This is a genomic window from Brevibacillus sp. FIR094, assembly GCF_050477165.1.
Lineage (GTDB): Bacteria > Bacillota > Bacilli > Brevibacillales > Brevibacillaceae > Brevibacillus.
Map to the genome: position 1 here is coordinate 86,815 of NZ_JBEAES010000015.1, position 24,411 is coordinate 111,225.

Genomic DNA, 24,411 nt, shown 5'->3' on the forward strand with positions numbered 1-24,411 from the left:
ATGTCCATGTAAAATATACTATTTGGAACAATAAAAACATTTACTCTGCTAGAGTGGGAGCTTTTCTAGAGAAAAGCCCTTGTCCTATTCTACATTTACTGCAAAAATGACAAAGCGATTCGAAAATTGCCCCAGCCACACTTCTCCATTCCCTACCATCACGCCTTGATCATTAACAAACGTATCTGTTACCTTTTGCTGTAAAAACGCTTCCTTTACCTTCTCCGTCATGATTTGATCATAATCTTCCAAAAATTGCCGTTCATCTCGGATAAATTGACTTTTTCCGTCTTTGTTCACACGCAGTGGATACCTGATATGCTTGGCTAGTTCTGTCTTGTCATTTTTTTTAACCGCTTCTTGAAGTTTTCCAAAAAAGGCTTCGAATGCTTCTGCATTTGTAATACCCGCGACTTCATACCGATTCGAGGAATTCCCTTCACGCACATATCCGTCATACCCACTCACCTGCGGAACCAAACTCGTCGTTGTTTGAGCCATCAGCGCGATTCCCATCGCAAGCAACATCCATCTCATTCTTTTCATCGCGTTCCTCCCGTATGTATTTCTATTTCCTGCCTACTGATAGCTTTCGTCCTCTGCCATTCGTTATGCAAAACCACCTTCTACGAAAAAAAACCCTTATGCCAATACGGACATAAGGGAGGATCTGCCAACTTCTTTTCCATTAGGAGTCCCGAAATTTCGCTTCCTGACGTTTAATATCTTCCTCCGAATTACCCAGCGCAGCTTGCGGGCCTTTGAAATGCTTCCGGTAATAAGCCAAATCCATGATCAGAAGCACCAAAAACATGGCTATCAAGGCATACCCAGCTGTTTGATTGGGTGGAATCACCATCATAATCGAGATGAAGAGGATCCAAATCAAGCTCAACACATTAATGGTTTTACTCCAGTTCCCCAAATGCCAGGGACCGTAATGCTTCCGCTGAAATAGTCCTCGCGATTCCGCCCGGAGCTTGAGGTACAACGGAATCCCGTAGGCGACATAAAGACCAACGACACTTACCGCCGTAAGAAATGCCAAGGTGGTATACGACGAGTTCGGATTGATGCTTTTGACGATGTAATCGAACAAAGCTAGCGCAAAGGAAAGAATGATAACCAGCCAAATTGCTTTTGCTGGCGTTCTGTACTTGGTCGATATTTCCGCCCATTGGTGGCTCCACGGCATTCCTTTGTCACGTGAAAACGCATACAACATTCGCGAAAAGGAAGTAATGGACGCCAAGCCACAGAACCACATCGCAAAGGTAACCAGCCACAGCACCACCGAACCAAATGTGCCGCCTAATGCCTCGCTAATCACGTAAATAAATGCATTTTCCGCTTCACTCGCAGCCGCTGCGTTTTTGATGGATAAGGTAACAAAAGCAAGCATGATAAATCCAAAAATAAAGGAAAAGGCCACAGACGTATAAATCCCCCAAGCAGCACGAACCCTCGGGTTAATCGTTTCTTCAATCGTATGCGCCGATGCATCATAGCCAGTAAACGTCCACTGCGCTTGTAACAACCCAATTAAAAAAGCAATCGCGTACGGTTTGTCTGAAAAGGTTTGACCGACCTGAAAGAGGTAATCAAGCGGTTGCAAATCATGACGGGAAAAAAAGACGAGGCTCCCGACAAGTATGACGACGACGCCAATATGGTACCAAGCGGAGAAGTCATTTAACCGGGCCACGAGTCGAATTCCAATGTGGTTAAACGTACCGTGCAAAAGGAGTGTGATCCCGAACAGGATTAGCGTGGTCGTTTCTGTTGAGGTATAACCAAACGCACTCGCGAGCAGTGGGTCCGCAAACAAAGAGAACGAATAATCAATACCTGCAACTATCCCGATTTGGCCAATGAGATTGATCCACGCTGTGTACCAGCCCCACCGTTTGCTACCTAAAATTGCTGCCCAGTGATACAACGCTCCGGCTGTAGGTATCGCAGATGCAAGTTCGGACATGGATGCTGCAATCAGGATGACGAATAGCGCTACCAAGGTCCATCCGAAGCCCATCATGCCAGGACCGCCATACAGTAAACCGTGCCCGTACAAAGATACCGCACCTGTCAAAATAGAGATAATCGAAAATGAGATCGCAAAGTTCGAAAAGCCCCCCATATCCCTCAGTAATTCCTGCGCATAACCAAACTTGTTCAGGTCTCTCTTGTCCTCGAGTAATTGCTGTTCTTTTTCCTGCCGCATTTCGTTATCCCTCCCTTCCCTTCTCTGCTTGGGAACCGATAAAGCTTTCATGCGCGCTTTCATCAAATTGCCGGACGCTTTCGTTTGCCCGATACCCAATGGCAATTGCAACTCCAATGGTAAGCAGTAATAAAATGACACCTAGAGCCAGCATTCTCTCCCTCCTTTCGTCCTAGATGCAATTCCTTGACAAGTTAGCAGGAATAGTACATTTTACGTACCAATTTGACAGCTATACCACCTCATTTCGCTGGCAGATGCAAAACAAAAAAGCAACTCATGAGAGCTGCTTCTCTTGTTTAACTAGCACCTTTTTGGGTTTGCAAATAAAACGCTATGTCTTCACTCGGTAACGGTCTGCTGAATAAATAGCCTTGAACTTCTTCACACAGATGCTCCTGCAAAAATGCAAGTTCCTCCTTTGTCTCGACCCCTTCCGCGATCACACGTAGTTGCAAATGATGCGCCATGGAAATAATCGTGGACACGATGGCCTGATTGGAAGGCTGTTCAATCATGTCGCGCACAAACGAGCGATCTATTTTCAAACGATTCAACGGAAATTCTTTCAGATAATAGAGAGAACTGTAGCCCGTTCCAAAATCGTCAATCGCAACGTGCACCCCCAATAGCTTCAGTTCCTTCAGTGCCTGTGTGGCGCGTTGGACGTCGATCATGCTGCTTTCTGTGATTTCCAGTTCCAAGTATTCCGGTGCCAGCCCTGTCTGGTGCAGAATCTCAGCGACCAGCTGGATAAAGTCTTGTTTGAGGAATTGCCGTGCAGATAGATTAACAGCTACCCGAAGTGGCATGAGTCCCTGCTCTTGCCATTGCTTGTTCTGTTTGCAGGCCGTCCGTAGCACCCATTCTCCAATCGGTACGATCAACCCGGTTTCTTCTGCTATAGAGATGAACTGGTCTGGCAAAAGCAAGCCTCGTTCAGGATGATCCCAACGAATCAACGCTTCTACGCCAACGATTGCGCCTGATTTGGCACAGACCTGTGGCTGGTAATACAATAAAAATTCTTGCCTGACCAAAGCGCGATTCAATTCATTTTGAGTATTCATTTTGTCATTCACTGCTTGCTCCAGATTCGGTACGTACATGTGGAAACTGTTCTTCCCTTTGTCTTTGGCTGCATACATCGCAGCATCTGCGTTACGCATCAAGACACTTCTGTCTTGCCCATCCTCTGGATATCGAGAAATCCCAATACTTGTTGTTATGTACAGCTCGTGCCCATGGATTAAAAATGCCTGTTCAATCCTTTGGTTGATATCATTCGCTATGGATGAAGCTTCTTTTTCCGTGACATCCGTAAGAATCACCATGAATTCGTCTCCGCCAAGCCTGCTCACCGTTCCTTTTTTACCTACACAATCCTGCAAACGCAAGGAGGCTTCCTGAAGTAACAGGTCACCAAAATCATGCCCTAAGGAATCGTTTACCAGCTTGAAATGGTCGAGATCCAGAAATAACACGTATACTTGCTGATCTGTTTTTTGTGCCTCCATGATCACCTGATCCAGTTGCTGTTCGACAAAACGGCGATTCGGCAAACCCGTCAACGAATCGTGAAAAGCGAGATAATTGATTTTTGCCTCGTATTCTTTCTTATTGGTAATGTCTCTCACAATCATAAAGACACCCGTAATTTGCTGATCAACAAATACGGGGGTATGGGTCATGTTCAGATGAAGCTGACGACCCTCGCTCGTGGTCAAGGTGATCTCGTAGTTGCGCGCCTCACCTTGCACTGCATTTGTAAAATGTGTCGATATGAGCTCGGCATCTTTAGAAGCACACATCGTCTTTAATTTTTCGAGAGGCAAGCTCTGTTCCTTTGTCAATCGTATCGCCGCATGATTCATGACACTTTGGCTACCATCGATCGAGTAAAAGATCACCCCGTCGTAATTGTGCTCAAATAGCGATTTATAGCGTTGATCACTTTCTAGCACACGCAAGGTCTTCCCTGCTAACTGCTTGTCCACGTATACAGAAGTCAATGTCACGACCAGAATCAACACGATGACAATGGCAATCATGGTAGCGATCAGTCCCGAATCATCATGCGAGATCACTGCGATTGTCATATGCTCGTGAGAAATGAATGTGGTGGCGTACATACCCGTGTAATGCATACCGGTAATGGCTGCCCCCATCAATAGCCCTGCAGTAATTTTACGCCAGAGACCTTTTACTGGGTCCACCGAACGCAATTCAAACGTAAGAATCAACGCAACTGTCGATACCAAGATGGCAACGAAAATAGATATAGTAAACCATAGCCAATCATACAGAATAATGGCGTTCATCATCATCGCTGCCATCCCTGTATAATGCATTATGCATTCCGGCGATACCAGCCCCAATGACAACCGATCCTGTTACTACCCTCGTTTTGGACATGGACTGCTCGCTCACGATCCATAATGTAAGCGCTGATGATAAAACAGCCAAAACAATCGAGAAAAATACAATCAAGTTATCATACTGAACGGCAATCGGCAGATGCAAGGCAAGCATGGCAACAAAATGCATAGCCCAAATACCAAGCCCCATGGAGACGGCTCCAGCACATAACCAAAACACACGTCCCCTGCCTTTTGCAAAATGGAGACGTGCGCCTAGATCTAATGCTGTGTATGACGCCATTGCTGAAATAAAATAGGAGAGAAAAACCAGAGTCATACTATAGGATTGGTTAAGACTATTCATTGCATTCTCCTTCAAAAACCTCTACCGAAATCTACTCACAAGCAACGTCCGCGCTTTCACAGAAAAGATAAATGGCGTGCCTGTGACATTCTCCCATCTTATCCGTTTTATAATTCTCTGGCAAGAAGCCGACGACGTTCCGGTTTTGGAGATACTACAAAGGAATGCTGCTGCAAAGGAGGGAGATTTCCTTGATCCGTATGGGCTATGCCTGCATCAGTGTAAAGACGAAAAACAATCCAAACAAAAAAACGACAGTTGCCCAAGTAAATAAATTAGAACCCCAGGCTCGGTTAAAAAAGCTGCGGCAAGTTATGCAGGCAAACTTTTTTAATTTAATGGATTTGCTTGCTTATAATGTAGAAAATCATATCTTTTTGTATCGACTTCCTTCTGAATTTGTTCCACTCGCTACTCATCCAGTAGCAGCTGAATGGGATTGGGCTAAAGAATTCGCATGGGACTTCCAAAAGGCAGGAAATTATATCCGCAATCATGGCATTCGTTTGACAGCTCATCCCGGTCATTACAGCATATTGAACAGCGACAAGCCTTCTGTGCTGGAATCGACGATTGCCGATTTTTCCTACCATGCAAAAGTGTTTGATTTACTGGGACTCGACGATAATTCCGTTTTGGTGACGCACGTGGGAGGAGTATACGAAGACAAAGCATCTTCTCTCGATCGTTTTGCATCCAACTTCGAGCTACTTCCTGAAAACGTCAAACGTCGTTTAGTCGTGGAAAACGATGACATGTCTTTTACCATGCACGAGGTACTGGAGCTGTGTGAACGGATCGGCGTGCCGATGGTGCTCGATATTCACCACCACAACTGCCATTCTGATGGCGAAGATTGGACGGAATTCCTTCCACGCATTATTCAAACCTGGGGAGAGCGCACACCGAAGATGCACATGTCCTCGCCTAAGTCAGCAAATGACTTTCGCGCTCATGCAGACGATATTAATCCAGAGGCGTTCCTTACATTTGTCAGTGCGCTGGCGGATTACAATGTGGACATCATATTGGAATGCAAAAACAAAGATGATGCCTTGCTTACTTTAAGGCGCGAGTTAAAGAAAAAAGGAGTCGCTGTTGAAGCGTTTACGAATTGAGTATGGAAAAGGACGCCGCTTAATTAGCTGGCGTCCTTCTTCGTGTGCTTCAAAATGAACATCCGCAGTCACACCCACGCCGACGTCTATGACCCCTTCGATGTTGGCAATTGTATCCGGAGGATGAGCTACTGCCACTTGAAGATGATGAGCCTCGACCAAAGGAACTGCTACCGTCATTCCATAATTGGCAACGGTCATGATAATGATGCATTCTCCGCTCATGATGCTTGTAATGTCTGCGGTATTCCATGTATTTGCGGCGATTTTCACGATGCTCATCGCATTTGTGGTGGAAATACTGCATCCGATCCATATGGAATTGGAATTTGAACAGGTACAGCTCCAGATCTCTTCCTATGTTCTCATTTGGCCGCGCATTCGGCCTGACATTTGGTCTGATATTTGGTCTGATATTTGGTCTTACATTCGGCCTTACATTGGGTCCAACATTTGGCCTCATATTTGGACTTTCGTTTGGCCTTACGTTTGGTCTGACATTCGGTCTCATGTTTGGACTCTCATTCGGTCGCACGTTTGGTCTTACATTGGGTCTTACATTTGGCCTCATGTTCGGGCTCTCATTGGGCCTTACATTTGGCCTCATGTTCGGGCTCTCATTGGGTCTTACATTTGGCCTCATGTTCGGGCTCTCATTTGGCTTTACATTCGGTGAAGTGTTAGGCATAGGGTTTGCCGGCATCCGGTTCGGTGGCATTGGCATTGGATTCGACGGTTTGAGGTTTGGTGGTATCAGATTTGGCGGCATTGGATTCGATGGCTTGAGATTTGGTGGCATTACGTTTGGCACGTTCGGGTTAGCCAAATTGGGAGCAGGCATGATCGGTTTTTGCGGCATTGGGCGCGCAGGAATAGAATGATTTGGATTGATTGGACTTTCCATCTTAGGCTTTTCAGGAGAAGGCTTCATAGGTGACGGCATCGATGGAGACGGCAATGGCATCGCTGAAGAAGGCGGTTTCGGCATTTCTTTAGGACGCCTTGGGAGTGCGGTAGGCATAGGCGGCATCTTACGTCGCTTTTCCACGGAATCTACACGTCCTTTCGGATGAAATAACACAGTACATGGTATGACATTTATCCAACTCGAGAGACGACTCTCGCCCAGTTTAAAAAAATGGACTGAGCCCGTTTTTTGCTCTCTAGGGAAGCCGCCGTGACAAGATCATCTTGACTGCACGTAGACATTTGATACAATGATAGCAATAGCTAAAATAATCAGACAGTTGCACATGAACGAAAGTGAGGAAGAACGTATGCCGCGACGAATGCAGGCTTACACGTTTCATCCAATCACATACATGCTCTCGAGCGAGGGGTTAGGATATCATATCCTAACCCCTCGCTCTTTTCGTTCTCTGCTCTGCTAAAGGAGGAAATTACAAATGAATCAGCAAGCAAACGTTGTAAAAGTAGATGGGGATCAATTCCGTATCGAAGATGTTGTTTCCATTGCAAGAAGCGCCACCCACATCCAATTGACCGAAGAAGCATTGAATCGTGTTCGTGCTTCACGTGCCATGGTGGAGAGAATGGTATCGCAGCAAGAAGTCGTATACGGAATCACCACTGGCTTCGGAAAGTTCTCCGATGTCATGATCCATGGTGAGGACGTAAGCAAGCTGCAAGAAAATTTGATTATGAGCCATGCTTGCGGGATGGGAGACCCTTATGCCGTTGAAGTTGTCCGTGCGATGATGGCTTTGCGCATCAATGCGTTAGCAAAGGGTTATTCGGGAATTCGGGAAGAGACATTGCTTCAGCTTGTAGAACTATGCAATCGAGGAGTTCATCCGATTATTCCTCAACAAGGTTCCCTTGGTGCAAGCGGCGACTTAGCCCCTCTCGCTCATATGGTACTGGTCATGCTCGGCAAAGGTGAAGCGCTGGTCAATGGCAAGCGACTATCCGGAAAAGAAGCACTGAGTGAAGTTGGTCTTTCCCCTATTCGACTGGAGGCAAAAGAAGGTCTGGCACTGATTAACGGTACACAGGCAATGACTGCACAGCTTTGCCTCGCCTTGTATGATTCGCGAGTTTTGCTTGAAAGCGCTGAATTGATTGCGGCCATGACGATCGAAGCGCTGCGTGGAATTCCAAAAGCCTTTGATCCCCAACTCCATCTAGTCCGCCCTCATCCAGGACAGCAGGAATCAGCAAAGCGCTTGCTCCAGCACTTATCCGGCAGCAAACGTACAACTGCGCAGGGTGAGCTACGTGTACAAGATCCATACAGCCTTCGTTGCCTCCCGCAAGTACATGGTGCAACCCGTGATACGCTGGAGTATGTATGGACCACGGTTACACGCGAATGCAATAGCGTCACCGATAACCCTATCCTTTTTACAGAAACAGGCGACGTTATTTCCGGCGGAAATTTCCATGGTCAGCCAATGGCATTCGCGGCTGATTTTCTTGCCATTGCCATAGCTGAGCTTGCAAATATTTCCGAAAGACGCACAGAACGTCTCGTCAATCCACAGCTAAGTGGTCTTCCCGGATTCTTAACCGAAAATGGCGGACTCCATTCTGGATTTATGATTACGCAATATGTAGCCGCTTCCATTGTTTCTGAAAACAAAGTGCTCTGCCACCCCGCATCGGTCGATTCGATTCCGTCATCTGCCAATCAGGAGGATCATGTCAGCATGGGAACGACTTCTGCTCGCAAGCTTCGCACGATCGTATCGAATGTCACCAAGGTGCTTGCCATTGAATATTTGGCAGCAGCACAAGCCATCGATTTTGGTTCGGGAGATCTCGGGACAGGTACAGCGAGAGGCTATGAGCAGTTGCGTCGGGTGATTCCCCGCCTACATGAAGACCGCGAAATGCATCCTGATCTCGTAAAAGCAGAAGAGCTGATCCAGCTAGGGACACTCGCATTTGTGACGGAATAATCGTTCGTGTATAGGAACCATCGTCTTTCTCTGCTATGATGGAGCTAAGGATGAGCATTTAGACCAAACCACTTGAAGTATGGAGGGCTGTCTCATGAAAGCAGGCAGAGAACTGGAGCATCCTGAGTACCTGTTACTGTTTGATGGGGTTTGTCATCTGTGCCACGGTGCTGTGCAGTTTATTTTGAAGCGTGATCCACATGGACACATTCACTTTGCTTCCTTGCAGTCACAGAGAGCGCAGGAAATTATGTCTCAGTACAACTATCAGGAAAAAGACATGTCATCCGTGGTCTTTATCGCCAACGGACAGCTATATACAAAATCGGATGCGATCTTACACGTTGGCCGCAAGCTACAAGGTGGATGGCCTCTGTTGTCGAACGTAGCTCGGCTCATCCCTAGACCTGTCCGCAATCCGATTTATGATTGGGTTGCGAGAAATCGCTATCGGTGGATGGGAAAAGCTGAACAATGCATGCTTCCTACCCCGCAGATCAGATCGCGCTTTTTGGATTAAACGAAAAAGGAGAAGTCGCTGTCCTATCGCGGCTCCTCCTTTTTTATTCACTGTGCCCAATCATTCGTTCTTGAATGACAATCCCTTTTCGTTCAATGCTGTCCGAAGTTTCGGCATAGATGCTGGCCCCATCCCATGAAATTTCAGAATCTCTTTCTCGCTGTAACTAGCGAGCTGTTCCAGTGTAGTGATTCCATTGTGTTCCAATGCCCTTCTTGCTGGTGCCGAGAGCAGAGAAAGAAATCCTGTGTCCGGTTTGCGTTCTTCCTCACAGATTGGACAAGTCGGACAATCACTGCTTTTCATGTATGAATGACCATTCGCGCAAGTTCTTACCGTTTTTTTGGAGGTGCCATGGCACGTATCCTTTTTATTTCGAAGTCGCTTGTGGATGCTCATCGCTCACATAGTCAGCCGCTTTGGCATTTGCCTCTACCTGCGATGGACTCTTGCTGCCTGGGATCACAGTCGTGACAGCTGGATGCTTGAGGCACCATGCCAATGCCCATTGCGCCATATCCATTCCTTCTGGAACTTCATTTTTCTTGATTTCTTCTACTTGGAGCAACAGCTTGTTGACATGCTCCTGATCGTGTCGGTGCCGCACATCGTTTCCAGCGAATACAGAACCAGGCTTATACTTTCCGCTCAAATAACCACTCGCTAACGGAACGCGAGCCAACACACCCAGGTCTTGCTGCTGGCAAGAAGCAAAAACACCTTCTTCCGGCTTTTGATCCAAACGATTGTACACGACTTGAATTGCTTTTGCATTCACCGAAGTAGCGGCAGATGTTTGATGCATGTTATCATTTTTCGCAATTGATAGGCCGAGATGACGGATCGTTCCTGCCTGCACCTGTTTGTCGAGGTAGGTCCACAAGTCATCATTGTCAAAAGCCTCGTCAGGTCCCGAGTGGAATTGGTACAAGTCAATGTAGTCGGTCTGTAAGGCTTGTAATGATTTTTCCAATTGCTGCTGAACTTCAGCTGCTCCGTAATGATTGGTTCGAGAAAATTTGTCATGAAAATGATGCCCGAATTTCGTCGCTACAATCCAGTCTTCCCGGCGGCTTTTTTTCAAATATCCTCCGATTAGCTGTTCGGACAGATGATCTCCGTAGCATTCTGCTGTATCAATCAAGTTGATGCCGAGATCCTTTGCTTTGTCGAGAATCTGGTCAACAGCTTCTTGCGAGAAATCCATTCCCCACTCCCCGCCAAATTGCCAGGTACCTACACCAATTACGGATACGTTCAGATCGGTTTTTCCTAATCTACGGTACTTCATTGCCCGATTCCTCCTCATTATGAATAAACGAGAATCCCCTGAACGAATGTTCGCTCAGGGTGAAGACTAAAAAAAATTATATGATTTTCTCGATGTTCAATTGGCTCACAAAATCTTGTAGATTCCCTTTTCGTTCTTTGCGCATTTTCTTGCGCTCATCCGCAGTTGCCATTAATCTCTCTTCTTCCTCTGTTTCGGGGGCAATGGTTGGCACCTCAGTCGGATTCCCTTCCTCATCTAGGGCAACAAAGGTGAGAAAAGATGTCGCGGTCAAAATGCGCTTGCCGGTCTGGAGATTTTCTGAGATGACTTTTACGAAAATCTCCATAGACGTTTTGCCTGTTGACGAAACAAACGCTTCCAGGCAGATGGAATGCCCCATTTTGACGGGAGCCAGAAAGTCAATCGAGTCAATCGATGCTGTCACAACAGGGCGACGCGAATGTCGCATCGCAGCGATTGCAGCTACCTCATCTATATAAGCCATCATCGTACCACCAAAAATAGTCCCATGGTAATTCGTATCAGATGGCTGAACCAGTGATGCCTGAATTGTACGAGATTCTTGAGTTGTCTTGACGTTCATCGCTGTTGCTCCTTTATCAATCTACTTGATGCATACATCATCATATCACAAGGCATTCAACGTTCCAATTGATAGCTGCTCGCGAGCATGCCTTCTATTCTCTCTGCATCTTCTTGCAAAATGTAACGTAACAAAGGGAGATTCCACTCATAGGCTGGGCGATAGCCGTCTAAAGCAAACAACTTGTCGTCTATGTGCGTGGCAAGCTTTCGGCGGGCCGGACTCGCACAGTAAAACTGCTCCAAATAATCCGTACCCCATCTGGAAAAGGAGGACGTTTCGTTGGTAACTGCCGTTAGCAGGATCCCTTCCCCTGTATCAATCAAATCAATTGGATACAGTTGACAGCTAAATGGCTTGAGAGGCTCAACTTCACGTCCAGCCTGCTCGGCATAAGCATGGATCGCACAGCCGTAACGCCCATTGTTTTCTTGATAAAAAAGACAATTGCCATGCCGCATGCGAATGGTTCCTGGAAGCTCATTGCGATCCCAAACCCCATGAAGAAGCCAATGACTGCGTTCAGACTCATCTTGGAGTCCAGCAGAGATAGAGGGGATTTCCCCCTCCATGATTGGAATCTGCCACTCTTCTACGGCGTAAGGCTGTCCACCCTCACAGCAGGTCTCGCGATGAACCGTTCTGCAATTCCAACAGTCCAAGTGAAACAAGGCTTGGAGGGCTGTTACATCAACCAAATATTGTCCCGCTCTCACCAAGGAATGCTTGTTTTTCTTTATATATTTTTCGCAGTGGTACGCCTCTTTATCAGACATGGGATCGGGCGTGCCTACATAACGAAAAGCTCGCTTCGTTTTCATTTTTGCAAAACAATCTCCGATTCTGTTCCAAAAATACGCAAATGGCCTTCCTCATAGCTAGCCAAATCTACTTCATCACCCGGAATTTCCATCAGGATTTCCATTTCTTCTCCCTCTGCTGTCGTAAACACGAGCAGGAGATCTTTTTCCTCAAATTCATTGTCAGTCAGCTTGATTTCGAGGAGCTGAGCTTGAAATTGTGTTACCTCTTCTTCTTCTTCACTCTCGGTATCCCATTGGGTAAAAGCTACGGAAGCCTTTTGATTTTTATACTCCGCCAAAAGTTGAATCAATTGCTCGTGTTGCTGAATGTCCATCTTGTAATCCCTCCGAAATGGTTCATACTGCCCATCATAACAAAGTAGCTCTTAAAAAGCCAAAAAGAAATACCGCTTCGCTGTGGGAAGCGGCTATTTCTCTTCTACCTGTTAGCTTACTTTGCTAATGGTCTGGGCTAACGCAAAATCTTTGCCGGTTAAACCTTTTGCCTCGCGGGTGGCTAGCGTAAACGTGACCGTTCCACCTACCAAATGAATATCCACGTGCTGATTGTCATGCTCAAGCATCTCTGCCACACGGTTTACGAAGCTGATCGCAGTGGAAAAGTCACGACAGTGGTATGTGCGTGATAATGCCATTCGGTCTTCTACCAGCTTCCAGCCAGGTACCTTGCTCAGATACAATTTGACCTGTTCCAAAGACAGCTTGCTCATTTTAGCAACGCCCCCTTTACCCGATGAATGGTTGTTACACCATCATATTCACGAGACGTACAGGTTATCCACACCTATTGCTTTACGGCATAAAAAATCATACGTGGTGATTCATGCGCCACATATTCTTCAAACTGGTAATTTCCAAACACTTGAATTTTTTCGAATCCCGCCTCTGTCAGCATCGCAATCATTTGCTCAGCAGAAAACAAGCGAACCTGCTCCATATACTCACGCGGTTCATTCGATGACTCGTCGGAAATCAGTATCCGCTTTTTCACAAATCCATCCTGGATCCAGCGTTTTTCATTAATCAACATCCCACTGACTTCCTTCGTAGAGTGCGGCACGAGATTATCCATGACGTACGCTGCATTTAAGAAATCGATGACCACTTCACCTTTTGTTTTGAGTGCTTGTGCCATGTTACGAATAACGTTAGCATTTTCTTCATCTGTGGAGAAATAACCAAAGCTGGTAAACAAATTCACCACGATATCAAATTCTTCGTGAAACGGAATGTCGCGCATGTCACAGCGGGCAAAACTTAGCTGTGGATAGGTGTTTTGTTCCTCGGCCAACTGTAAGAGAACAGCCGACAAATCCACACCAACTACTTCATAGCCCCGGCGAGCCAGCGCACGCGAATGACGCCCGCTCCCGCAGCAAAGATCAAGTACGCGTCCTGTGTCCTTTACCGGCAATCTTTCCAACAGATTAGCGATCTCTCCATCTGCTGCCGAATCGTCCCTATGACGATACACAAGCACATAATCTTCGCGAAAGCTGCGTTCAAACCATTCTTCTGCCATGTCTGAGCCCCTTTAATTCCAAGATGTTCTTATTATACCACAGCGGGGTTTATCCGTAGCCGATTTGCGTGTGGCAAAGTGTACGAAAGCTTTGTTGAAAAATATAGAAATCACTTTACATACATACTGTATGTATGTTAACTTAATCTCATCCAATCGTGAGGGAGAGATCCATAATGAAAGTGAACAGCTTTTATCCCGTCATTTTGACAGAACAAGTTGAGGCTAGCTCGAAGTTTTATCGAGAGTACTTTGAATTTGAAGTTGTTTTCGAAGCAGACTGGTATGTGAGCCTGCAAAATCAGAGCAGCACTCCGGCATTTGAGCTAGCCATCTTAGATCCCTTTCATCCCACGATTCCACAAGGATTTCGCAAGCCAGTAGATGGCGGTCTTATCCTTAATTTCGAAGTCGATGATGTTGACGCTGAATACGAGAGACTTATAGTGAAAGCAGGTCTTCCTCTCCATCTCGACATTAGAGATGAGGAGTTCGGTCAGCGGCATTTTATTACATCCGATCCGAACGGCATTTTACTTGATATCATAAAAGTAATCCCGCCTTCTGAAGCATTTGTTGAAAGTTATGTTGACCCTGTATAATCTGGCATGAAATAAGTAAGGAGATCGTATAGCATGAAGATGTCCAAAGCAGAACAAAAAAAGCAGACGATGCAAAAACTGATCGACGTAGCAAGAGAGATGTTCTCCAGGCAAGGCTACGCGGATGCCGCCATGGAAGACATCGTGAAACAAGCCGGGGTGACACGTGGTGCACTGTACCATCATTTTGGGAGCAAAGAAGGATTATTTGAAGCAGTACTGGCTTCTGTCCAACAAGAAATCGGAGAGCGCGTAGAAGCTGAAGCTGCGAAAAGTAAGGATCCTTGGCAACAATTGATCTTGGGTTGCTTGGCCTTTGTCTCCTCGGCCATCGAACATCGCAACAAGCGGATTTTGCTTATCGATGGCCCTTCTGTCATCGGGTGGGAAACGTGGCGCCGAATGGACGAGGAAAACTCCATGCGGCATCTCAGGGAGCAGGTACAATCGATGCAGGAGCAAGGGTACCTACGCCCCGTTTCCGTCGATGCCCTGACGCATTTGCTGTCTGGCGCGATGAACGAAGCGGTGCTCTGGATTTCGGAGACGTCTGATCATGAGAAGTCCCTTGAGGAAATTTCAGAAGCGATGACCCTTCTCTTGGAAGGATATCGCACCAAATAAAAGCAAAGCACCCCTGCTTCCGCCTCTTACCGGCAAAATGCTGGGGTGCTCTGTTATTATAAAGGGTTTTTATGATGAAAAGCGGGTAGCTCGTCCAATTCGAATCTTTTCAGCGGCCCGAGCAATAATGCTCTCTACCGAAGATGGGTCATCCACAACATCGTATTCGTTGATATTGACCCGCAAAATCGGACAGGAAGTAAAGGAGGCAATCCAACTATCATAGCGACCAAACAAATCCTGCCAGTAATCCACCGGTGTTTGTTGCTCCATCGGACGCCCGCGCTCTTTTACGCGGCCAATAATATCATCGAAACTTCCCTCTAAATAGATCAAAATATCCGGATGCGGGAAGTAAGGCGTCATGACCATCGCTTCAAAAAGTTCTGTATAAGTGCGGTAATCTTCTTCTGTCATGTTGCCTTGGTCGTACAGCATGCGGGCAAAAATCCCGGTATCCTCATAGATGGAGCGGTCTTGGACAAAGCCGCCGCCATAATCAAACATCCGTTTTTGTTCCTTAAAGCGTTCTGCCAAAAAGAAAATTTGCAAATGAAAACCCCAACGCGATAAATCGTTATAGTAACGGCCCAAATACGGGTTATTGTCAACCTTTTCTACGGACACACGAAATCCGAGCTGATCTGCCAAGGCATGTGTAAAGGTGGATTTTCCTACCCCTACTGTCCCCCCGATCGTAATCACTGCGTTGCTCGGTATCCCGTATTTTTCACGAAGCGTGCTGTTTTGAAACCTCGACATGTACGCAACTCCTTATCCCCATGCTTACTTTTCCTTCGTTCCCTATCCTTCTTGTCCCATCAGCTCTTGAATCCGTGGTGTAATTCGATCCAGTACAACCTTCAAATCTTCTGGTCTATGTACAAAATCCAAATCGTCACAATCGAATTTGATGACAGGCGTATCCGGATGATGCTTTTCAAACGCTTCCATAAACTCGTTGTAATCAGCAATCAGGTTCTCCATATAGGTGACATCCATGCTGCGCTCCATTTCGCGATCGCGCATCGCAATCCGCTTCATCACGGTCTCAATCGAAGCTGTCATGTAGATCACCAAATGGGCCTGAGGCAAATCCTCTGTTAGGATATCATAAATTTTGAGGTACTTTGGCAGGTTATTTCCTTGTAACGTTCGTTTAGCAAAAATCGTATTTTTGAAAATATTGTAGTCAGAAACAACGGAAATACCTTGATTCAGGAACTGTGAATGAATATCCTGCAACTGCTTGTAACGATTGCAGAGAAAAAACATCTCGAGTTGAAAGCTCCATTCGGCAATATTTTCATAAAATTTACCCAGGAACGGGTTTTCGTAGACGATTTCTTCCAGTAGCTGCAAGTTGCATGCACGACTTAGTTCCCGCGATAAAGAGGTTTTCCCAATACCAATAGGTCCCTCAATGGTAATCAATATGGACTTCATGTATGCTTCGATTCCTTTCAAGAAAATGAGAGCACTCCGTATTGTAGCATGTATGTAAGCGTTTGTCGAAACCATTCGCATCGTGTCGTTTGGTATCATTTGGTACTCTTTTTTCTAAAAGAAAAACTGCTCTTCATCAAGAGCAGTCTGGTTCTTACGTAAAATATTCAACGCGAGCCTGCGGAAACAGTCGGGCAATTTCACTTTCCAAATGGGCCTGTAACGCCTTTGCTTGGATGTCTGGATAGACATACTTCCCTTTCCCGTATTTCCCCCATTTGTACTTGCGCTCTTCTTCCTTCATCACAAGCTTTGTTTTCGGATAGCGCTGAAGGATCAAGCTTTTTGCGATCTTGGTAAAGCGGTGCTGAATCAGCTCAAACGTCAAATCCACCATCGCTTCGGGAACCAACTGAGAACGCAGCCTTTCCAGCAAATCGGTATACCCCGCTTCCCATCCGTCAAACCAATACAGAGGCGCCAAAATAAAGCCGAGTGGATAACCGGCCTTGGCTACCTTCCCAGCAGCCTCCAGTCGTTGATGAAAGCTGGAGGTGCCTGGCTCGAAATTTTTGATGACATAGTCGGCATTCATGCTGAAGCGAAATCGGGTATGCTTGTTGTGCTTGGCATCCAGCAAGGAATCCACGTGATGAAACTTGGTCACGAAGCGCAACCGCCCAAACTCCTGCTGGCCCATAAACTCAATTGCTCGTTTCAGATTGCCCGTAAGATGCTCAATGCTAACCGGGTCGGATGTACAGGCTGCCTCAAAACGAGTGATTTCACCCGGGCGTTCTTGGATATACTTCTCGGCCTGCGCAAGAATCTCATCTGTATTGACGTACACCCGAACATACGGCTTTGTTCCGATATTTGTATTCAAATAGCAATAGTGACAGTGGGCAGCACATCCCGTAGCCAGTGGAATGGCATATTCTGCGGAAGGCTTAGAGGTCTCGAACTTCAATGTTTTGCGTACCCCAATGACCAAGGTCCGCTTCGCATTGCGATATTTCTCCACTTCTGTATCCCCAGGGATTCCACGGACCTGATTATGGCTAGTCGTCATCTGCATCGGAATTCCTTCCGTTTGAAAACGGCGATACAGCTCCTGACCAAGTGGATAGTTCAGTGCATTTGGCTCGACGAAAATATAATCCGGAACAAACAGCTTGCTGCCTTTCTGTTCCGTCTTTTCGGGTCTTTCCAAAAGGATCGTTCCCATTGCCATCATCTCCCCCTTCACCTAGTATGCCCGTGCCATTCGACTAGACGTAAGGGGAAGTATGGCTGCCGTTATTTCAGGGTGTTCTTAAAATCGTGTAGCAGCACCTTTGCTTGCTCCTGTTGAGCTAGCGGTACTTGCAGTGTATAGACATGTCCTGCTTTTTTGGTCTGTCTGGCCAAAAGCCTGACTCGAATACCTTTCATTTCTAGATAACGCCGACACTCCTGAGCAATCCGCGGGAGGCCGTACGATTCATGAATCGTACTCCATTTGATCCACATGCACCTGCACCCCATCCTTACACACTTCTTTCTTTTACAGTAAGCAGTGGACAGGTGATTGGTTCAAAAAAAACAGCTTGGCTGACAATTTATGAAAACCGTTTTGCCACCTGCGCCGTCTAATGCTAGAGGAGGGGAAGAAGTGAATCTGGAACAGCTCGTTTCGTGCGCAAAAGATGGGGATGATGATGCCTTTTTTCAACTCGTCAGCCTTCATAAAGAACAACTGTATAAAATCGCCTACGCCTTTCTTCGTAACGAGACAGATGCATTAGAGGCCATTCAGGAAGCGACGTGCCGTTCCTATCTCAAGCTGGCACGTTTGAAACAGCCTGCGTATTTTCGTACATGGCTGTCCCGCATCCTTATTCATATTTGTCTGGATGAGCAAAAGCGCCGAAAACGGATCATCTTGGATCCGATGGAAGATGACGTCGAAAATCGTGCAAATATTCCTATGGACGACCAAAATGTCGAGCGTATTCAAATCGAAGAGGCGCTCGCTCGTCTCAATCCGAATTATCGCCACATCATTATTTTGAAATATTTTGAAGATCGGACGATAAGCGATATTGCAGAGGTACTCGGTCATCCGGAAGGCACCATCAAAACATGGCTACATAAAGCATTGGGTGCACTCCGCAAAGATCTCGGGAAAGGCTGGTGAGCTTCATGCGTGAAAATGAAAAAAAGAATGCGGGTCCATTCATGGTTCCCGCTGAGATTGATCAATACATTCGAAAAGGGGTTGAACAGGCAAAGGAACTAAGAAAAAAACACACCCGCAAACGTTGGGTACGCATAAGTTCTAGTTTGGTGGCTTGTTCATTTATTTTTGTCTTTATTTTTTCCATTCGCTTATCGCCCGCTGTTGCTGCTTACGTCAGCTCGATTCCCGGGATGGAAAGGATCGTTGAGTTCCTTCGTGATGATAAAGGCTTGCAAAGGGCAGCAGAACACAATCTTGTCCAAAATATTGGCGCCAGTGGTTCACTTGAGGGTGTCTCTTTTACGATTGATCAGGTATTGGCAGATGAAAAACGGATGCTCCTCTTCTATACACTGAAGAATGATCTCTCCGATAAAGAAGTAGCACTTCACAAAATCGAGTTGTTCGATCAATCTGGAAAGGAGTGGGAGCACGGTGTTTCCTGGTCTAGCATGGGCAGTGAAGACCCTGTGATCCGAAATCGTATTGATATTCACATCGAAGAAGCCACCGAAATACCCGATGCGATGACTGCAAAAGTCACGCTAGCAATAGATAATCTCGAACAAAAGACTCCTCTCATGATCGACTTTGCTGTGGATAAGAACAAATTTAAGACCTTTGAGAAAAAAATATATCCAGTGATGAAGGATGTCACGGTTGACGGACAGCGGTTTACAATAGAACAAATTGCAGTCTTTCCTACTCAGACTGAAGTGAGCATTCGCTTTGATCCAGCTAACAAAAAGCACGTATTTGATTTTGATAAGCTGAGGCTCGAAGATGAAAAAGGAGAAACATTCGCTTTTTGGGGAAATGGCGTTCCTATTCGGGACAATGGTGAGAATGGGAGGGTATACAACCTGGAGAGTATTTATTTTGTAGAGCCCGAAAAGCTAATTCTCAAAGCCAATGGCATTCGTGCCATAGACAAAGATCAATTGCAAATCGTAATCGATGCGAAGACAGGCACATTAACAAAAGTGCCGGATGATCGCCTAAAATTAACGGCACTACGTCAAGTTGATGATGTCGTTGGCATGGACTTTTCCTTGAAGGTTCCGCCACAAGATGAACACTCTCATATCTCCTTAGGGTATGGCCTGACGGACGACCTAGGAAATGAATATGATTATGTGCAAGGAAGCACCTACTCCACAGATGTTGAATCTATTCAAAACTATTCCATTCTATTTAAGCGAAAAACAAACAAAGGTACGCCTACTTCCTATTCCTTTCCTCTGTCCAGCTATCCTGAACGACTTCAAGGTACTTTTTCTATTGAAGTCAAATAAAAAATGCCCCACAGTGATTGTGTGACCTGATCACTGTGGGGCATTCACTTTTTGGTTCACCGAATTAATCTACAACCGCCCAGTGATTGGTCGGCCCATGCCCGCCACCTATTTGCGGGGCTGTCTTAATTGCTTCGAAGATAAAGCGATTTGCTTTTTCAACCGCAGTGATGAGCGGTGTCTTTTTTGCTAACTCTGCTGTAAGTGCCGCTGAGAATGTACAACCTGTGCCGTGCGTATGACGTGTATGGATACGCTCATGGGATAATTCATGGAATGCCGTACCGTCAAACAAAATGTCCACGACAACATCCCCTTGCATATGTCCACCCTTCATCAGGACATTGCGAGCTCCTAACGCATGTATTGCTTTTGCCCCTTCGCGCATCTCGTCTGTCGTCTCGATTCTCATGCCAGTCAAGCATTCTGCTTCTGGCAAGTTAGGTGTGACGACTTCTGCGAGAGGTAACAACTCTTTTTTCAAGGCAACGATCGCCTCATCCAGCAGTAGTTTTGACCCTCCCTTGGCGATCATTACCGGGTCTACCACCAGCTTTTTCAGGCCAAATGCTTTGACCTCTTCCGCTACTGCACGAATGATATCAGCGTTAAACAGCATTCCGGTTTTCGCCGCGTCAGCGCCTAGATCACACAGCACCTCATGCATTTGCTGTGCAACCGCCTCTGTCGGCAACGGATAAACACCTGCTACGCCCAATGTATTTTGTGCAGTGATTGCTGTGATCGCACTCATTCCGTACACACCGAGTTGATGGAAGGTTTTCAGGTCTGCCTGAATCCCAGCTCCCCCACCGCTATCTGAACCCGCTATGGTCAATGCTTTCGCAATCGTGCTCATGATATTCCCTCCTGCTTTCCACCTTTTCTCACCTGAGTATACCATCCGCTCGTCCCATTCGGTATACTAAAGGAATGTTTGCCAACTGTATTCAAAGGGGACAGTTCCATGTCATATCGTATTTTTTATTGGTTAACCTTTCTCATTCCAACCATTATCATCGGGGGCTTCGAATTCATCCGTCATGACTTTTTACTCCCCTACATGTCTATGGAAGCGGGAAATGTATACATTACCCTCTTGACGCTCTTTCTCTCTTTTTTATTCGCTACCTGGATGTTTCACACCCTTAAACAAATGAATGCACGAATCGTCGAGGAACAAGCTCGTCGCGCTGTTTATGAAGAAAGGGAACGCCTTGCCCGCGAATTGCACGATGGGATTGCGCAGTCTTTGTTCTTTCTCAACGTAAAGCTCAAGCAGGGACAATTGGACGATGCCCGGGTCGCTGTTTCTGCTATCGACAATCATGTACGTCAAGCCATCTTTAACTTGCGCTCATTACCAGAAGAAGGCAGTCTGGATCTACGCCTTGAGAAATGGCTGGCGCAATGGAGCGCTTTATCTGGAATCGACGTTGTCAGCGAATTGCATGTCAAAGACGGCTTTTTTACTCCCACTGCAGAAGTACAACTGTTCGGGATCATCCAAGAAGCTTTTGCCAATATCCGCAAGCACTCTCAGGCCAAGCATTCGTGGATTCACCTCACGACGGATGAAATAACTGGCTGGGTTCTCGCCGTTGAAGACGATGGCATGGGGATCTCCAACCCTTCTCCCGATGCGAAAAAATACGGTTTGTCCATGATGCGCGAGCGAGCACGCCAGTTGAACGCATCCATCGACATTCAATTACGACCGGCAGGCGGAACGACCATCCGCTTATCTTCTCAATCAGGAGGAAAAATACAATGAACGCTTACCGTGTACTGATCGCCGACGACCACCCGATGGCTCGTATGGCCATTCGCAGCCTGCTTGATCCCGATCCCTCTTTTGAAGTCATCGGAGAAGCGCAAAATGGCGAGGAAGCTTTTCTCTTATGCGGACAAATACAACCGGATCTTGTACTCATGGACATCAACATGCCGAAATGGAGCGGACTCGAAGCGACCCGCGAGGTCAAGAAAGCATATCCGCACATCAAAGTCGTCATTCTCAGCGTCTCCGATGACGTTGCTGACCTGATCACGGCTATTCAGTTCGGCGCCCAAGGTTACTTGCTGAAAAATTTAGAGCCGGACGACTGGATTAACTACTTGCATGCCTTGCTCGGCGAGGACAGTGAATTGACTCGAGAAATGGCAACCCGGCTCATGTACCGCTTCCGTCAAGAAGAGGCGACGGATGAAATGGTACCAGATGTTCTGACCCCGCGAGAGCGAGAGATTGTCATGTATGTGGGAGCAGGAAAAACAAATCGGGAAATAAGCGAGGCGCTGATCATCGCAGAAAACACGGTGAAAAACCACCTAAAAAACATTCTCGAGAAGCTGCAATTGGCCAATCGCGTCCAGCTCGCTGCTTATGCGGTTCGCCATCATTTGGTCATAAAATAAAAAACATTGCTTTCTGCCCGATCAACTGTCATCCTTAGAAGATACGTTTTCCACAGACCTAAGAAATGCAGGTGATCCGCATGATCGAAATCAAGACCTCCAAACTAAGTAATGGAGAATTAAATAGAGGTGTATTTGCAACGCAAGATATCCGAAAAGGCGTCCTGATTCATGAAGCGCCCGTGCTGCCCTATTTGAACGAAGAACATGAGCATATCGAGAAAACCTTGCTAGCAGATTATGCATTTGAGTACGGTGCTAATCATACAGCTTTCTTGTTAGGCTATGGCATGCTATTTAACCACTCCTACACGCCAAATGCCACGTACGAGATTAACTTCGATAACCACACGTTTGATTTTTATGCGTATACGGACATTCAAGCGGGTGAAGAAATCTTAATCAACTACAATGGTGATGAGGATTGCGATGATCCTCTCTGGTTTTATGAAGACCAACAGAAAGAAACAGATGATAACAAATAAGAATATGCTTTTATAAGAATAAAAACCCGGAAACAGACACTTGAAAAAGTGCCCGTTCTCCGGGTTGTTTTGTGTAACCCTATCCCTCCCAAACTATTGGGACGGCCTTTCACCTTACCGTGGACGAAGCGTTTTCTCGAAAAAAGACAGCCGCAGACCGGGCATCACTTCTTTCTGATCCGTCAAGGTAAACCCATGTCTTTCATACAATCGAACAGCCGGTTCATTCAAGGAGCCAGTCGCGACGGCTATCTTGCTGCAGCTAAGCTCGTGGACATAGGCAAGCAATTGACTCGCGATTCCCTTGCGAAAATGAAGAGGATCCACAATCATCCGATGAATATCCAACGTTTCTCCCTCGATCAAAAAAGAAACCGCCCCTGCCAGTTCTCCTTCCTCGATATAGCCATAAAACGTTTCTCCACATGTCCTCAGTTGTTCTACTGATTCGCGCAGGGGTGGAATATCTTCCGTTCCAATTAACTCCGCCTCTACACGATACGCTCTTTGCTGCATGTTCCAAAGTTTTTGTACCGTTTGTTCATCCTGTAAATCTAGTCGCACGATCATTTCGCTTTCCCCCGCATGTTAACTGTCTGGTGCTGCTTCAAAGCTATAGTATACATAAGGATCTTTTGGTGCAGAGACGGCTTCAACCTGAGAGGCTTTGAGAACGAGCATGTCGTATCCGTCTACCTGACGTAGCTCAAGCTTGCCGCGAACTTTTACCCAGCTGTCTTTTGCCCATTTGTTCGCGTCCTCCTTTTCCACCAACACGCCATAAACACTGGAATCTGCTGTACAGCAGGTGACGGAAAAACGCGCCACGACAAACTGCTGCTTCGTAAAATCAGGCTGCCGATATACAAATCCCATCGTCTCAAGCTCTTTTCCAGCAAATTCTTTCGCATACAGCTCCATGGTGGTGAGTCCGTCCAGGAACACTTTGTCATTCAATTCAATCACTGGCTGTTTATGTAGAGAGACGGCGATATCCGTATAAAAGTCACCAAATCCCCCGTTTGAAAATCGCTGCCGCAATTGTTCGTCGTTTGTCGCTTGCACTGGGGGGGTTGCTCCTTGATTGATAGCCTCTGGCTGTTGTTCTACGCTTGGCTCGGCATCTTCTTTTACCACTGCTGGCTGCTCCACATTCTCTGTTGCATTTGCATTCGTATTCGCGTTGGCCGTCACATCCGCCAGCTTTCGTACATCATTGCTGAGAAGCGTGATTCCCCGCTTCTCCGCTACATCACTGCCAAGAATTTTATCCGGCATGACAAATCCCATCACGATTGGCAGCACAAACAATCCGTAAACCAAAAGGGAGCCCATGGGTGTACGCGGAACTTTATGCTGCTCCTCACAATCGCAATCGTAAACACTACTACCTACAAAAATTTGCCGTATGCTGACAATTGTCAACAGGGCCATGATGACGAGCGTGACATAGCTGAACATGTGTAATCGCGGTGCGAGATAGTGACGGAGCGTTTCCGACAGGATTAAATAGGCCAACAACGCTGTAATGCCCGCCAATATCAGACTGCGCATGATATGATGACGCTTCAATTTGTTCTGATCCATATTTTC

Annotated in this window: 31 protein-coding genes; 11 read left to right on the plus strand and 20 right to left on the minus strand. The window is 46.4% G+C overall.

Translation table 11 applies throughout. From position 1 onward, the window contains the following. Positions 1–84: 84 nt before the first annotated feature. The 5 genes from ACQ5DJ_RS15445 to ACQ5DJ_RS15465 form a co-directional block, all read right to left on the minus strand. Positions 85–546, minus strand: a complete 462-nt coding sequence (locus ACQ5DJ_RS15445; RefSeq protein WP_429843244.1) for a hypothetical protein — start codon at positions 544–546, stop codon at positions 85–87. A 142-nt stretch (positions 547–688) separates the two neighbouring features. Continuing rightward, positions 689–2,221, minus strand: coding sequence for an amino acid permease (locus tag ACQ5DJ_RS15450; RefSeq protein ID WP_429843245.1), 1,533 nt, complete (start codon positions 2,219–2,221; stop codon positions 689–691). 4 nt (positions 2,222–2,225) lie between these two features. Continuing rightward, on the minus strand, positions 2,226–2,375 hold the full coding sequence (locus ACQ5DJ_RS15455; protein WP_429843246.1) for a hypothetical protein: 150 nt from the start codon (positions 2,373–2,375) through the stop codon (positions 2,226–2,228). Between the two features lie 145 nt (positions 2,376–2,520). Then, the gene (locus ACQ5DJ_RS15460; RefSeq protein ID WP_429843247.1) at positions 2,521–4,548 is read right to left on the minus strand and encodes a putative bifunctional diguanylate cyclase/phosphodiesterase; all 2,028 of its coding nucleotides are present in this window, start codon (positions 4,546–4,548) and stop codon (positions 2,521–2,523) included. Continuing rightward, positions 4,520–4,819, minus strand: a complete 300-nt coding sequence (locus ACQ5DJ_RS15465; protein WP_429843248.1) for an MHYT domain-containing protein — start codon at positions 4,817–4,819, stop codon at positions 4,520–4,522. The genes ACQ5DJ_RS15460 and ACQ5DJ_RS15465 overlap by 29 nt, the downstream gene beginning before the upstream one ends. Before the next feature lie 317 nt (positions 4,820–5,136). On the opposite strand from ACQ5DJ_RS15465, the gene uvsE reads away from it, so the two are divergent. Then, complete coding sequence (gene uvsE, locus ACQ5DJ_RS15470; protein WP_429843249.1) at positions 5,137–6,063, plus strand: UV DNA damage repair endonuclease UvsE; 927 nt, start codon at positions 5,137–5,139, stop codon at positions 6,061–6,063. On the opposite strand, the gene ACQ5DJ_RS15475 is transcribed toward uvsE, so the two are convergent. Then, positions 6,022–6,336, minus strand: coding sequence for a hypothetical protein (locus ACQ5DJ_RS15475; RefSeq protein WP_429843250.1), 315 nt, complete (start codon positions 6,334–6,336; stop codon positions 6,022–6,024). The genes uvsE and ACQ5DJ_RS15475 overlap by 42 nt on opposite strands. A gap of 86 nt (positions 6,337–6,422) precedes the next feature. On the opposite strand from ACQ5DJ_RS15475, the gene ACQ5DJ_RS15480 reads away from it, so the two are divergent. The 3 genes from ACQ5DJ_RS15480 to ACQ5DJ_RS15490 all read left to right on the plus strand — a co-directional run bounded on the left by ACQ5DJ_RS15480 (position 6,423) and on the right by ACQ5DJ_RS15490 (position 9,504). Next, the gene (locus ACQ5DJ_RS15480; protein WP_429843251.1) at positions 6,423–6,944 is read left to right on the plus strand and encodes a hypothetical protein; all 522 of its coding nucleotides are present in this window, start codon (positions 6,423–6,425) and stop codon (positions 6,942–6,944) included. A 525-nt stretch (positions 6,945–7,469) separates the two neighbouring features. Next, the gene (gene hutH / locus ACQ5DJ_RS15485) at positions 7,470–8,984 is read left to right on the plus strand and encodes a histidine ammonia-lyase (RefSeq protein ID WP_429843252.1); all 1,515 of its coding nucleotides are present in this window, start codon (positions 7,470–7,472) and stop codon (positions 8,982–8,984) included. A gap of 79 nt (positions 8,985–9,063) precedes the next feature. Then, complete coding sequence (locus ACQ5DJ_RS15490) at positions 9,064–9,504, plus strand: thiol-disulfide oxidoreductase DCC family protein (RefSeq protein WP_429843253.1); 441 nt, start codon at positions 9,064–9,066, stop codon at positions 9,502–9,504. A 60-nt stretch (positions 9,505–9,564) separates the two neighbouring features. On the opposite strand, the gene ACQ5DJ_RS15495 is transcribed toward ACQ5DJ_RS15490, so the two are convergent. The 7 genes from ACQ5DJ_RS15495 to ACQ5DJ_RS15525 all read right to left on the minus strand — a co-directional run bounded on the left by ACQ5DJ_RS15495 (position 9,565) and on the right by ACQ5DJ_RS15525 (position 13,727). After that, positions 9,565–9,903, minus strand: coding sequence for an RNA polymerase alpha subunit C-terminal domain-containing protein (locus ACQ5DJ_RS15495; protein WP_429843254.1), 339 nt, complete (start codon positions 9,901–9,903; stop codon positions 9,565–9,567). Continuing rightward, positions 9,875–10,795: an aldo/keto reductase gene (locus ACQ5DJ_RS15500; protein ID WP_429843255.1), complete on the minus strand. Its 921-nt coding sequence runs from the start codon at positions 10,793–10,795 to the stop codon at positions 9,875–9,877. Before ACQ5DJ_RS15500 ends, ACQ5DJ_RS15495 begins: the two co-directional genes overlap by 29 nt. 76 nt (positions 10,796–10,871) lie before the next feature. Then, a complete protein-coding gene (locus tag ACQ5DJ_RS15505) occupies positions 10,872–11,381 on the minus strand; it encodes an acyl-CoA thioesterase (protein ID WP_429843256.1) in 510 nt (169 codons plus the stop codon). 56 nt (positions 11,382–11,437) lie between these two features. Then, the gene (locus tag ACQ5DJ_RS15510; protein WP_429843257.1) at positions 11,438–12,202 is read right to left on the minus strand and encodes a DUF3109 family protein; all 765 of its coding nucleotides are present in this window, start codon (positions 12,200–12,202) and stop codon (positions 11,438–11,440) included. Further along, positions 12,199–12,519 (minus strand): hypothetical protein, encoded by a 321-nt coding sequence (locus ACQ5DJ_RS15515; RefSeq protein WP_429843258.1) that lies wholly within the window; start codon positions 12,517–12,519, stop codon positions 12,199–12,201. The genes ACQ5DJ_RS15510 and ACQ5DJ_RS15515 overlap by 4 nt, the downstream gene beginning before the upstream one ends. A gap of 111 nt (positions 12,520–12,630) precedes the next feature. Beyond that, entirely contained in the window at positions 12,631–12,915 is a 285-nt protein-coding gene (locus tag ACQ5DJ_RS15520; protein ID WP_429843259.1) for a 4a-hydroxytetrahydrobiopterin dehydratase, read from the minus strand. Positions 12,916–12,989: 74 nt separating this feature from the next. Continuing rightward, positions 12,990–13,727, minus strand: coding sequence for a class I SAM-dependent methyltransferase (locus tag ACQ5DJ_RS15525; protein ID WP_429843260.1), 738 nt, complete (start codon positions 13,725–13,727; stop codon positions 12,990–12,992). A gap of 176 nt (positions 13,728–13,903) precedes the next feature. Here ACQ5DJ_RS15525 and ACQ5DJ_RS15530 point away from each other — a divergent pair, with 176 nt between their 5' ends. Together ACQ5DJ_RS15530 and ACQ5DJ_RS15535 are read left to right on the plus strand one after the other, a co-directional pair. Then, complete coding sequence (locus tag ACQ5DJ_RS15530; protein WP_429843261.1) at positions 13,904–14,329, plus strand: VOC family protein; 426 nt, start codon at positions 13,904–13,906, stop codon at positions 14,327–14,329. Positions 14,330–14,362: 33 nt separating this feature from the next. Further along, on the plus strand, positions 14,363–14,953 hold the full coding sequence (locus tag ACQ5DJ_RS15535; RefSeq protein ID WP_429843262.1) for a TetR/AcrR family transcriptional regulator: 591 nt from the start codon (positions 14,363–14,365) through the stop codon (positions 14,951–14,953). Between the two features lie 69 nt (positions 14,954–15,022). Here the strand turns inward: ACQ5DJ_RS15535 and ACQ5DJ_RS15540 are convergent, their stop codons facing one another. From ACQ5DJ_RS15540 to ACQ5DJ_RS15555, 4 genes are all read right to left on the minus strand, one after another. Further along, positions 15,023–15,715 carry a deoxynucleoside kinase gene (locus tag ACQ5DJ_RS15540; protein WP_429843263.1) on the minus strand — a complete coding sequence of 231 codons (693 nt, stop codon included), beginning with the start codon at positions 15,713–15,715 and terminating at the stop codon, positions 15,023–15,025. A gap of 42 nt (positions 15,716–15,757) precedes the next feature. After that, positions 15,758–16,399 (minus strand): deoxynucleoside kinase, encoded by a 642-nt coding sequence (locus tag ACQ5DJ_RS15545; RefSeq protein ID WP_429843264.1) that lies wholly within the window; start codon positions 16,397–16,399, stop codon positions 15,758–15,760. A gap of 154 nt (positions 16,400–16,553) precedes the next feature. Continuing rightward, positions 16,554–17,627: a spore photoproduct lyase gene (splB, locus tag ACQ5DJ_RS15550; protein WP_429843304.1), complete on the minus strand. Its 1,074-nt coding sequence runs from the start codon at positions 17,625–17,627 to the stop codon at positions 16,554–16,556. Positions 17,628–17,698: 71 nt separating this feature from the next. Then, positions 17,699–17,926: a hypothetical protein gene (locus tag ACQ5DJ_RS15555; RefSeq protein ID WP_429843265.1), complete on the minus strand. Its 228-nt coding sequence runs from the start codon at positions 17,924–17,926 to the stop codon at positions 17,699–17,701. A gap of 127 nt (positions 17,927–18,053) precedes the next feature. On the opposite strand from ACQ5DJ_RS15555, the gene ACQ5DJ_RS15560 reads away from it, so the two are divergent. After that, positions 18,054–18,578 (plus strand): sigma-70 family RNA polymerase sigma factor, encoded by a 525-nt coding sequence (locus tag ACQ5DJ_RS15560; protein ID WP_429843266.1) that lies wholly within the window; start codon positions 18,054–18,056, stop codon positions 18,576–18,578. Between the two features lie 5 nt (positions 18,579–18,583). Continuing rightward, positions 18,584–19,915, plus strand: a complete 1,332-nt coding sequence (locus ACQ5DJ_RS15565) for a DUF4179 domain-containing protein (protein ID WP_429843267.1) — start codon at positions 18,584–18,586, stop codon at positions 19,913–19,915. Positions 19,916–19,979: 64 nt separating this feature from the next. Here the strand turns inward: ACQ5DJ_RS15565 and thiD are convergent, their stop codons facing one another. Then, on the minus strand, positions 19,980–20,774 hold the full coding sequence (gene thiD / locus ACQ5DJ_RS15570) for a bifunctional hydroxymethylpyrimidine kinase/phosphomethylpyrimidine kinase (RefSeq protein ID WP_429843268.1): 795 nt from the start codon (positions 20,772–20,774) through the stop codon (positions 19,980–19,982). Between the two features lie 108 nt (positions 20,775–20,882). Here thiD and ACQ5DJ_RS15575 point away from each other — a divergent pair, with 108 nt between their 5' ends. The 3 genes from ACQ5DJ_RS15575 to ACQ5DJ_RS15585 all read left to right on the plus strand — a co-directional run bounded on the left by ACQ5DJ_RS15575 (position 20,883) and on the right by ACQ5DJ_RS15585 (position 22,818). Continuing rightward, positions 20,883–21,689 (plus strand): sensor histidine kinase, encoded by an 807-nt coding sequence (locus ACQ5DJ_RS15575; protein WP_429843269.1) that lies wholly within the window; start codon positions 20,883–20,885, stop codon positions 21,687–21,689. After that, positions 21,686–22,333 (plus strand): response regulator, encoded by a 648-nt coding sequence (locus tag ACQ5DJ_RS15580; protein ID WP_007724217.1) that lies wholly within the window; start codon positions 21,686–21,688, stop codon positions 22,331–22,333. Before ACQ5DJ_RS15575 ends, ACQ5DJ_RS15580 begins: the two co-directional genes overlap by 4 nt. Positions 22,334–22,413: 80 nt before the next feature. Next, positions 22,414–22,818, plus strand: coding sequence for an SET domain-containing protein (locus ACQ5DJ_RS15585; RefSeq protein WP_429843270.1), 405 nt, complete (start codon positions 22,414–22,416; stop codon positions 22,816–22,818). Positions 22,819–22,932: 114 nt separating this feature from the next. On the opposite strand, the gene ACQ5DJ_RS15590 is transcribed toward ACQ5DJ_RS15585, so the two are convergent. Both ACQ5DJ_RS15590 and ACQ5DJ_RS15595 read right to left on the minus strand, forming a co-directional pair. Next, complete coding sequence (locus tag ACQ5DJ_RS15590) at positions 22,933–23,388, minus strand: GNAT family N-acetyltransferase (RefSeq protein WP_429843271.1); 456 nt, start codon at positions 23,386–23,388, stop codon at positions 22,933–22,935. 18 nt (positions 23,389–23,406) lie between these two features. Continuing rightward, a complete protein-coding gene (locus ACQ5DJ_RS15595; RefSeq protein WP_429843272.1) occupies positions 23,407–24,405 on the minus strand; it encodes a TIGR03943 family putative permease subunit in 999 nt (332 codons plus the stop codon). Positions 24,406–24,411 lie beyond the last annotated feature (6 nt).

What these genes read in the sequence shown, in the direction of transcription:
- ACQ5DJ_RS15445 (WP_429843244.1), bottom strand. Translation starts at nt 546, where the DNA reads ATGAAAAGAATGAGATGGATGTTGCTTGCGATGGGAATCGCGCTGATG.
- ACQ5DJ_RS15450 (WP_429843245.1), bottom strand. Translation starts at nt 2,221, where the DNA reads ATGCGGCAGGAAAAAGAACAGCAATTACTCGAGGACAAGAGAGACCTG.
- ACQ5DJ_RS15455 (WP_429843246.1), bottom strand. Translation starts at nt 2,375, where the DNA reads ATGCTGGCTCTAGGTGTCATTTTATTACTGCTTACCATTGGAGTTGCA.
- ACQ5DJ_RS15460 (WP_429843247.1), bottom strand. Translation starts at nt 4,548, where the DNA reads ATGATGATGAACGCCATTATTCTGTATGATTGGCTATGGTTTACTATA.
- ACQ5DJ_RS15480 (WP_429843251.1), top strand. Translation starts at nt 6,423, where the DNA reads ATGTTCTCATTTGGCCGCGCATTCGGCCTGACATTTGGTCTGATATTT.
- hutH (WP_429843252.1), top strand. Translation starts at nt 7,470, where the DNA reads ATGAATCAGCAAGCAAACGTTGTAAAAGTAGATGGGGATCAATTCCGT.
- ACQ5DJ_RS15490 (WP_429843253.1), top strand. Translation starts at nt 9,064, where the DNA reads ATGGAGGGCTGTCTCATGAAAGCAGGCAGAGAACTGGAGCATCCTGAG.
- ACQ5DJ_RS15495 (WP_429843254.1), bottom strand. Translation starts at nt 9,903, where the DNA reads ATGAGCATCCACAAGCGACTTCGAAATAAAAAGGATACGTGCCATGGC.
- ACQ5DJ_RS15500 (WP_429843255.1), bottom strand. Translation starts at nt 10,795, where the DNA reads ATGAAGTACCGTAGATTAGGAAAAACCGATCTGAACGTATCCGTAATT.
- ACQ5DJ_RS15505 (WP_429843256.1), bottom strand. Translation starts at nt 11,381, where the DNA reads ATGAACGTCAAGACAACTCAAGAATCTCGTACAATTCAGGCATCACTG.
- ACQ5DJ_RS15510 (WP_429843257.1), bottom strand. Translation starts at nt 12,202, where the DNA reads ATGAAAACGAAGCGAGCTTTTCGTTATGTAGGCACGCCCGATCCCATG.
- ACQ5DJ_RS15515 (WP_429843258.1), bottom strand. Translation starts at nt 12,519, where the DNA reads ATGGACATTCAGCAACACGAGCAATTGATTCAACTTTTGGCGGAGTAT.
- ACQ5DJ_RS15520 (WP_429843259.1), bottom strand. Translation starts at nt 12,915, where the DNA reads ATGAGCAAGCTGTCTTTGGAACAGGTCAAATTGTATCTGAGCAAGGTA.
- ACQ5DJ_RS15525 (WP_429843260.1), bottom strand. Translation starts at nt 13,727, where the DNA reads ATGGCAGAAGAATGGTTTGAACGCAGCTTTCGCGAAGATTATGTGCTT.
- ACQ5DJ_RS15530 (WP_429843261.1), top strand. Translation starts at nt 13,904, where the DNA reads ATGAAAGTGAACAGCTTTTATCCCGTCATTTTGACAGAACAAGTTGAG.
- ACQ5DJ_RS15535 (WP_429843262.1), top strand. Translation starts at nt 14,363, where the DNA reads ATGAAGATGTCCAAAGCAGAACAAAAAAAGCAGACGATGCAAAAACTG.
- ACQ5DJ_RS15540 (WP_429843263.1), bottom strand. Translation starts at nt 15,715, where the DNA reads ATGTCGAGGTTTCAAAACAGCACGCTTCGTGAAAAATACGGGATACCG.
- ACQ5DJ_RS15545 (WP_429843264.1), bottom strand. Translation starts at nt 16,399, where the DNA reads ATGAAGTCCATATTGATTACCATTGAGGGACCTATTGGTATTGGGAAA.
- splB (WP_429843304.1), bottom strand. Translation starts at nt 17,627, where the DNA reads ATGGGAACGATCCTTTTGGAAAGACCCGAAAAGACGGAACAGAAAGGC.
- ACQ5DJ_RS15555 (WP_429843265.1), bottom strand. Translation starts at nt 17,926, where the DNA reads ATGGGGTGCAGGTGCATGTGGATCAAATGGAGTACGATTCATGAATCG.
- ACQ5DJ_RS15565 (WP_429843267.1), top strand. Translation starts at nt 18,584, where the DNA reads ATGCGTGAAAATGAAAAAAAGAATGCGGGTCCATTCATGGTTCCCGCT.
- thiD (WP_429843268.1), bottom strand. Translation starts at nt 20,774, where the DNA reads ATGAGCACGATTGCGAAAGCATTGACCATAGCGGGTTCAGATAGCGGT.
- ACQ5DJ_RS15575 (WP_429843269.1), top strand. Translation starts at nt 20,883, where the DNA reads ATGTCATATCGTATTTTTTATTGGTTAACCTTTCTCATTCCAACCATT.
- ACQ5DJ_RS15580 (WP_007724217.1), top strand. Translation starts at nt 21,686, where the DNA reads ATGAACGCTTACCGTGTACTGATCGCCGACGACCACCCGATGGCTCGT.
- ACQ5DJ_RS15585 (WP_429843270.1), top strand. Translation starts at nt 22,414, where the DNA reads ATGATCGAAATCAAGACCTCCAAACTAAGTAATGGAGAATTAAATAGA.
- ACQ5DJ_RS15590 (WP_429843271.1), bottom strand. Translation starts at nt 23,388, where the DNA reads ATGATCGTGCGACTAGATTTACAGGATGAACAAACGGTACAAAAACTT.
- ACQ5DJ_RS15595 (WP_429843272.1), bottom strand. Translation starts at nt 24,405, where the DNA reads ATGGATCAGAACAAATTGAAGCGTCATCATATCATGCGCAGTCTGATA.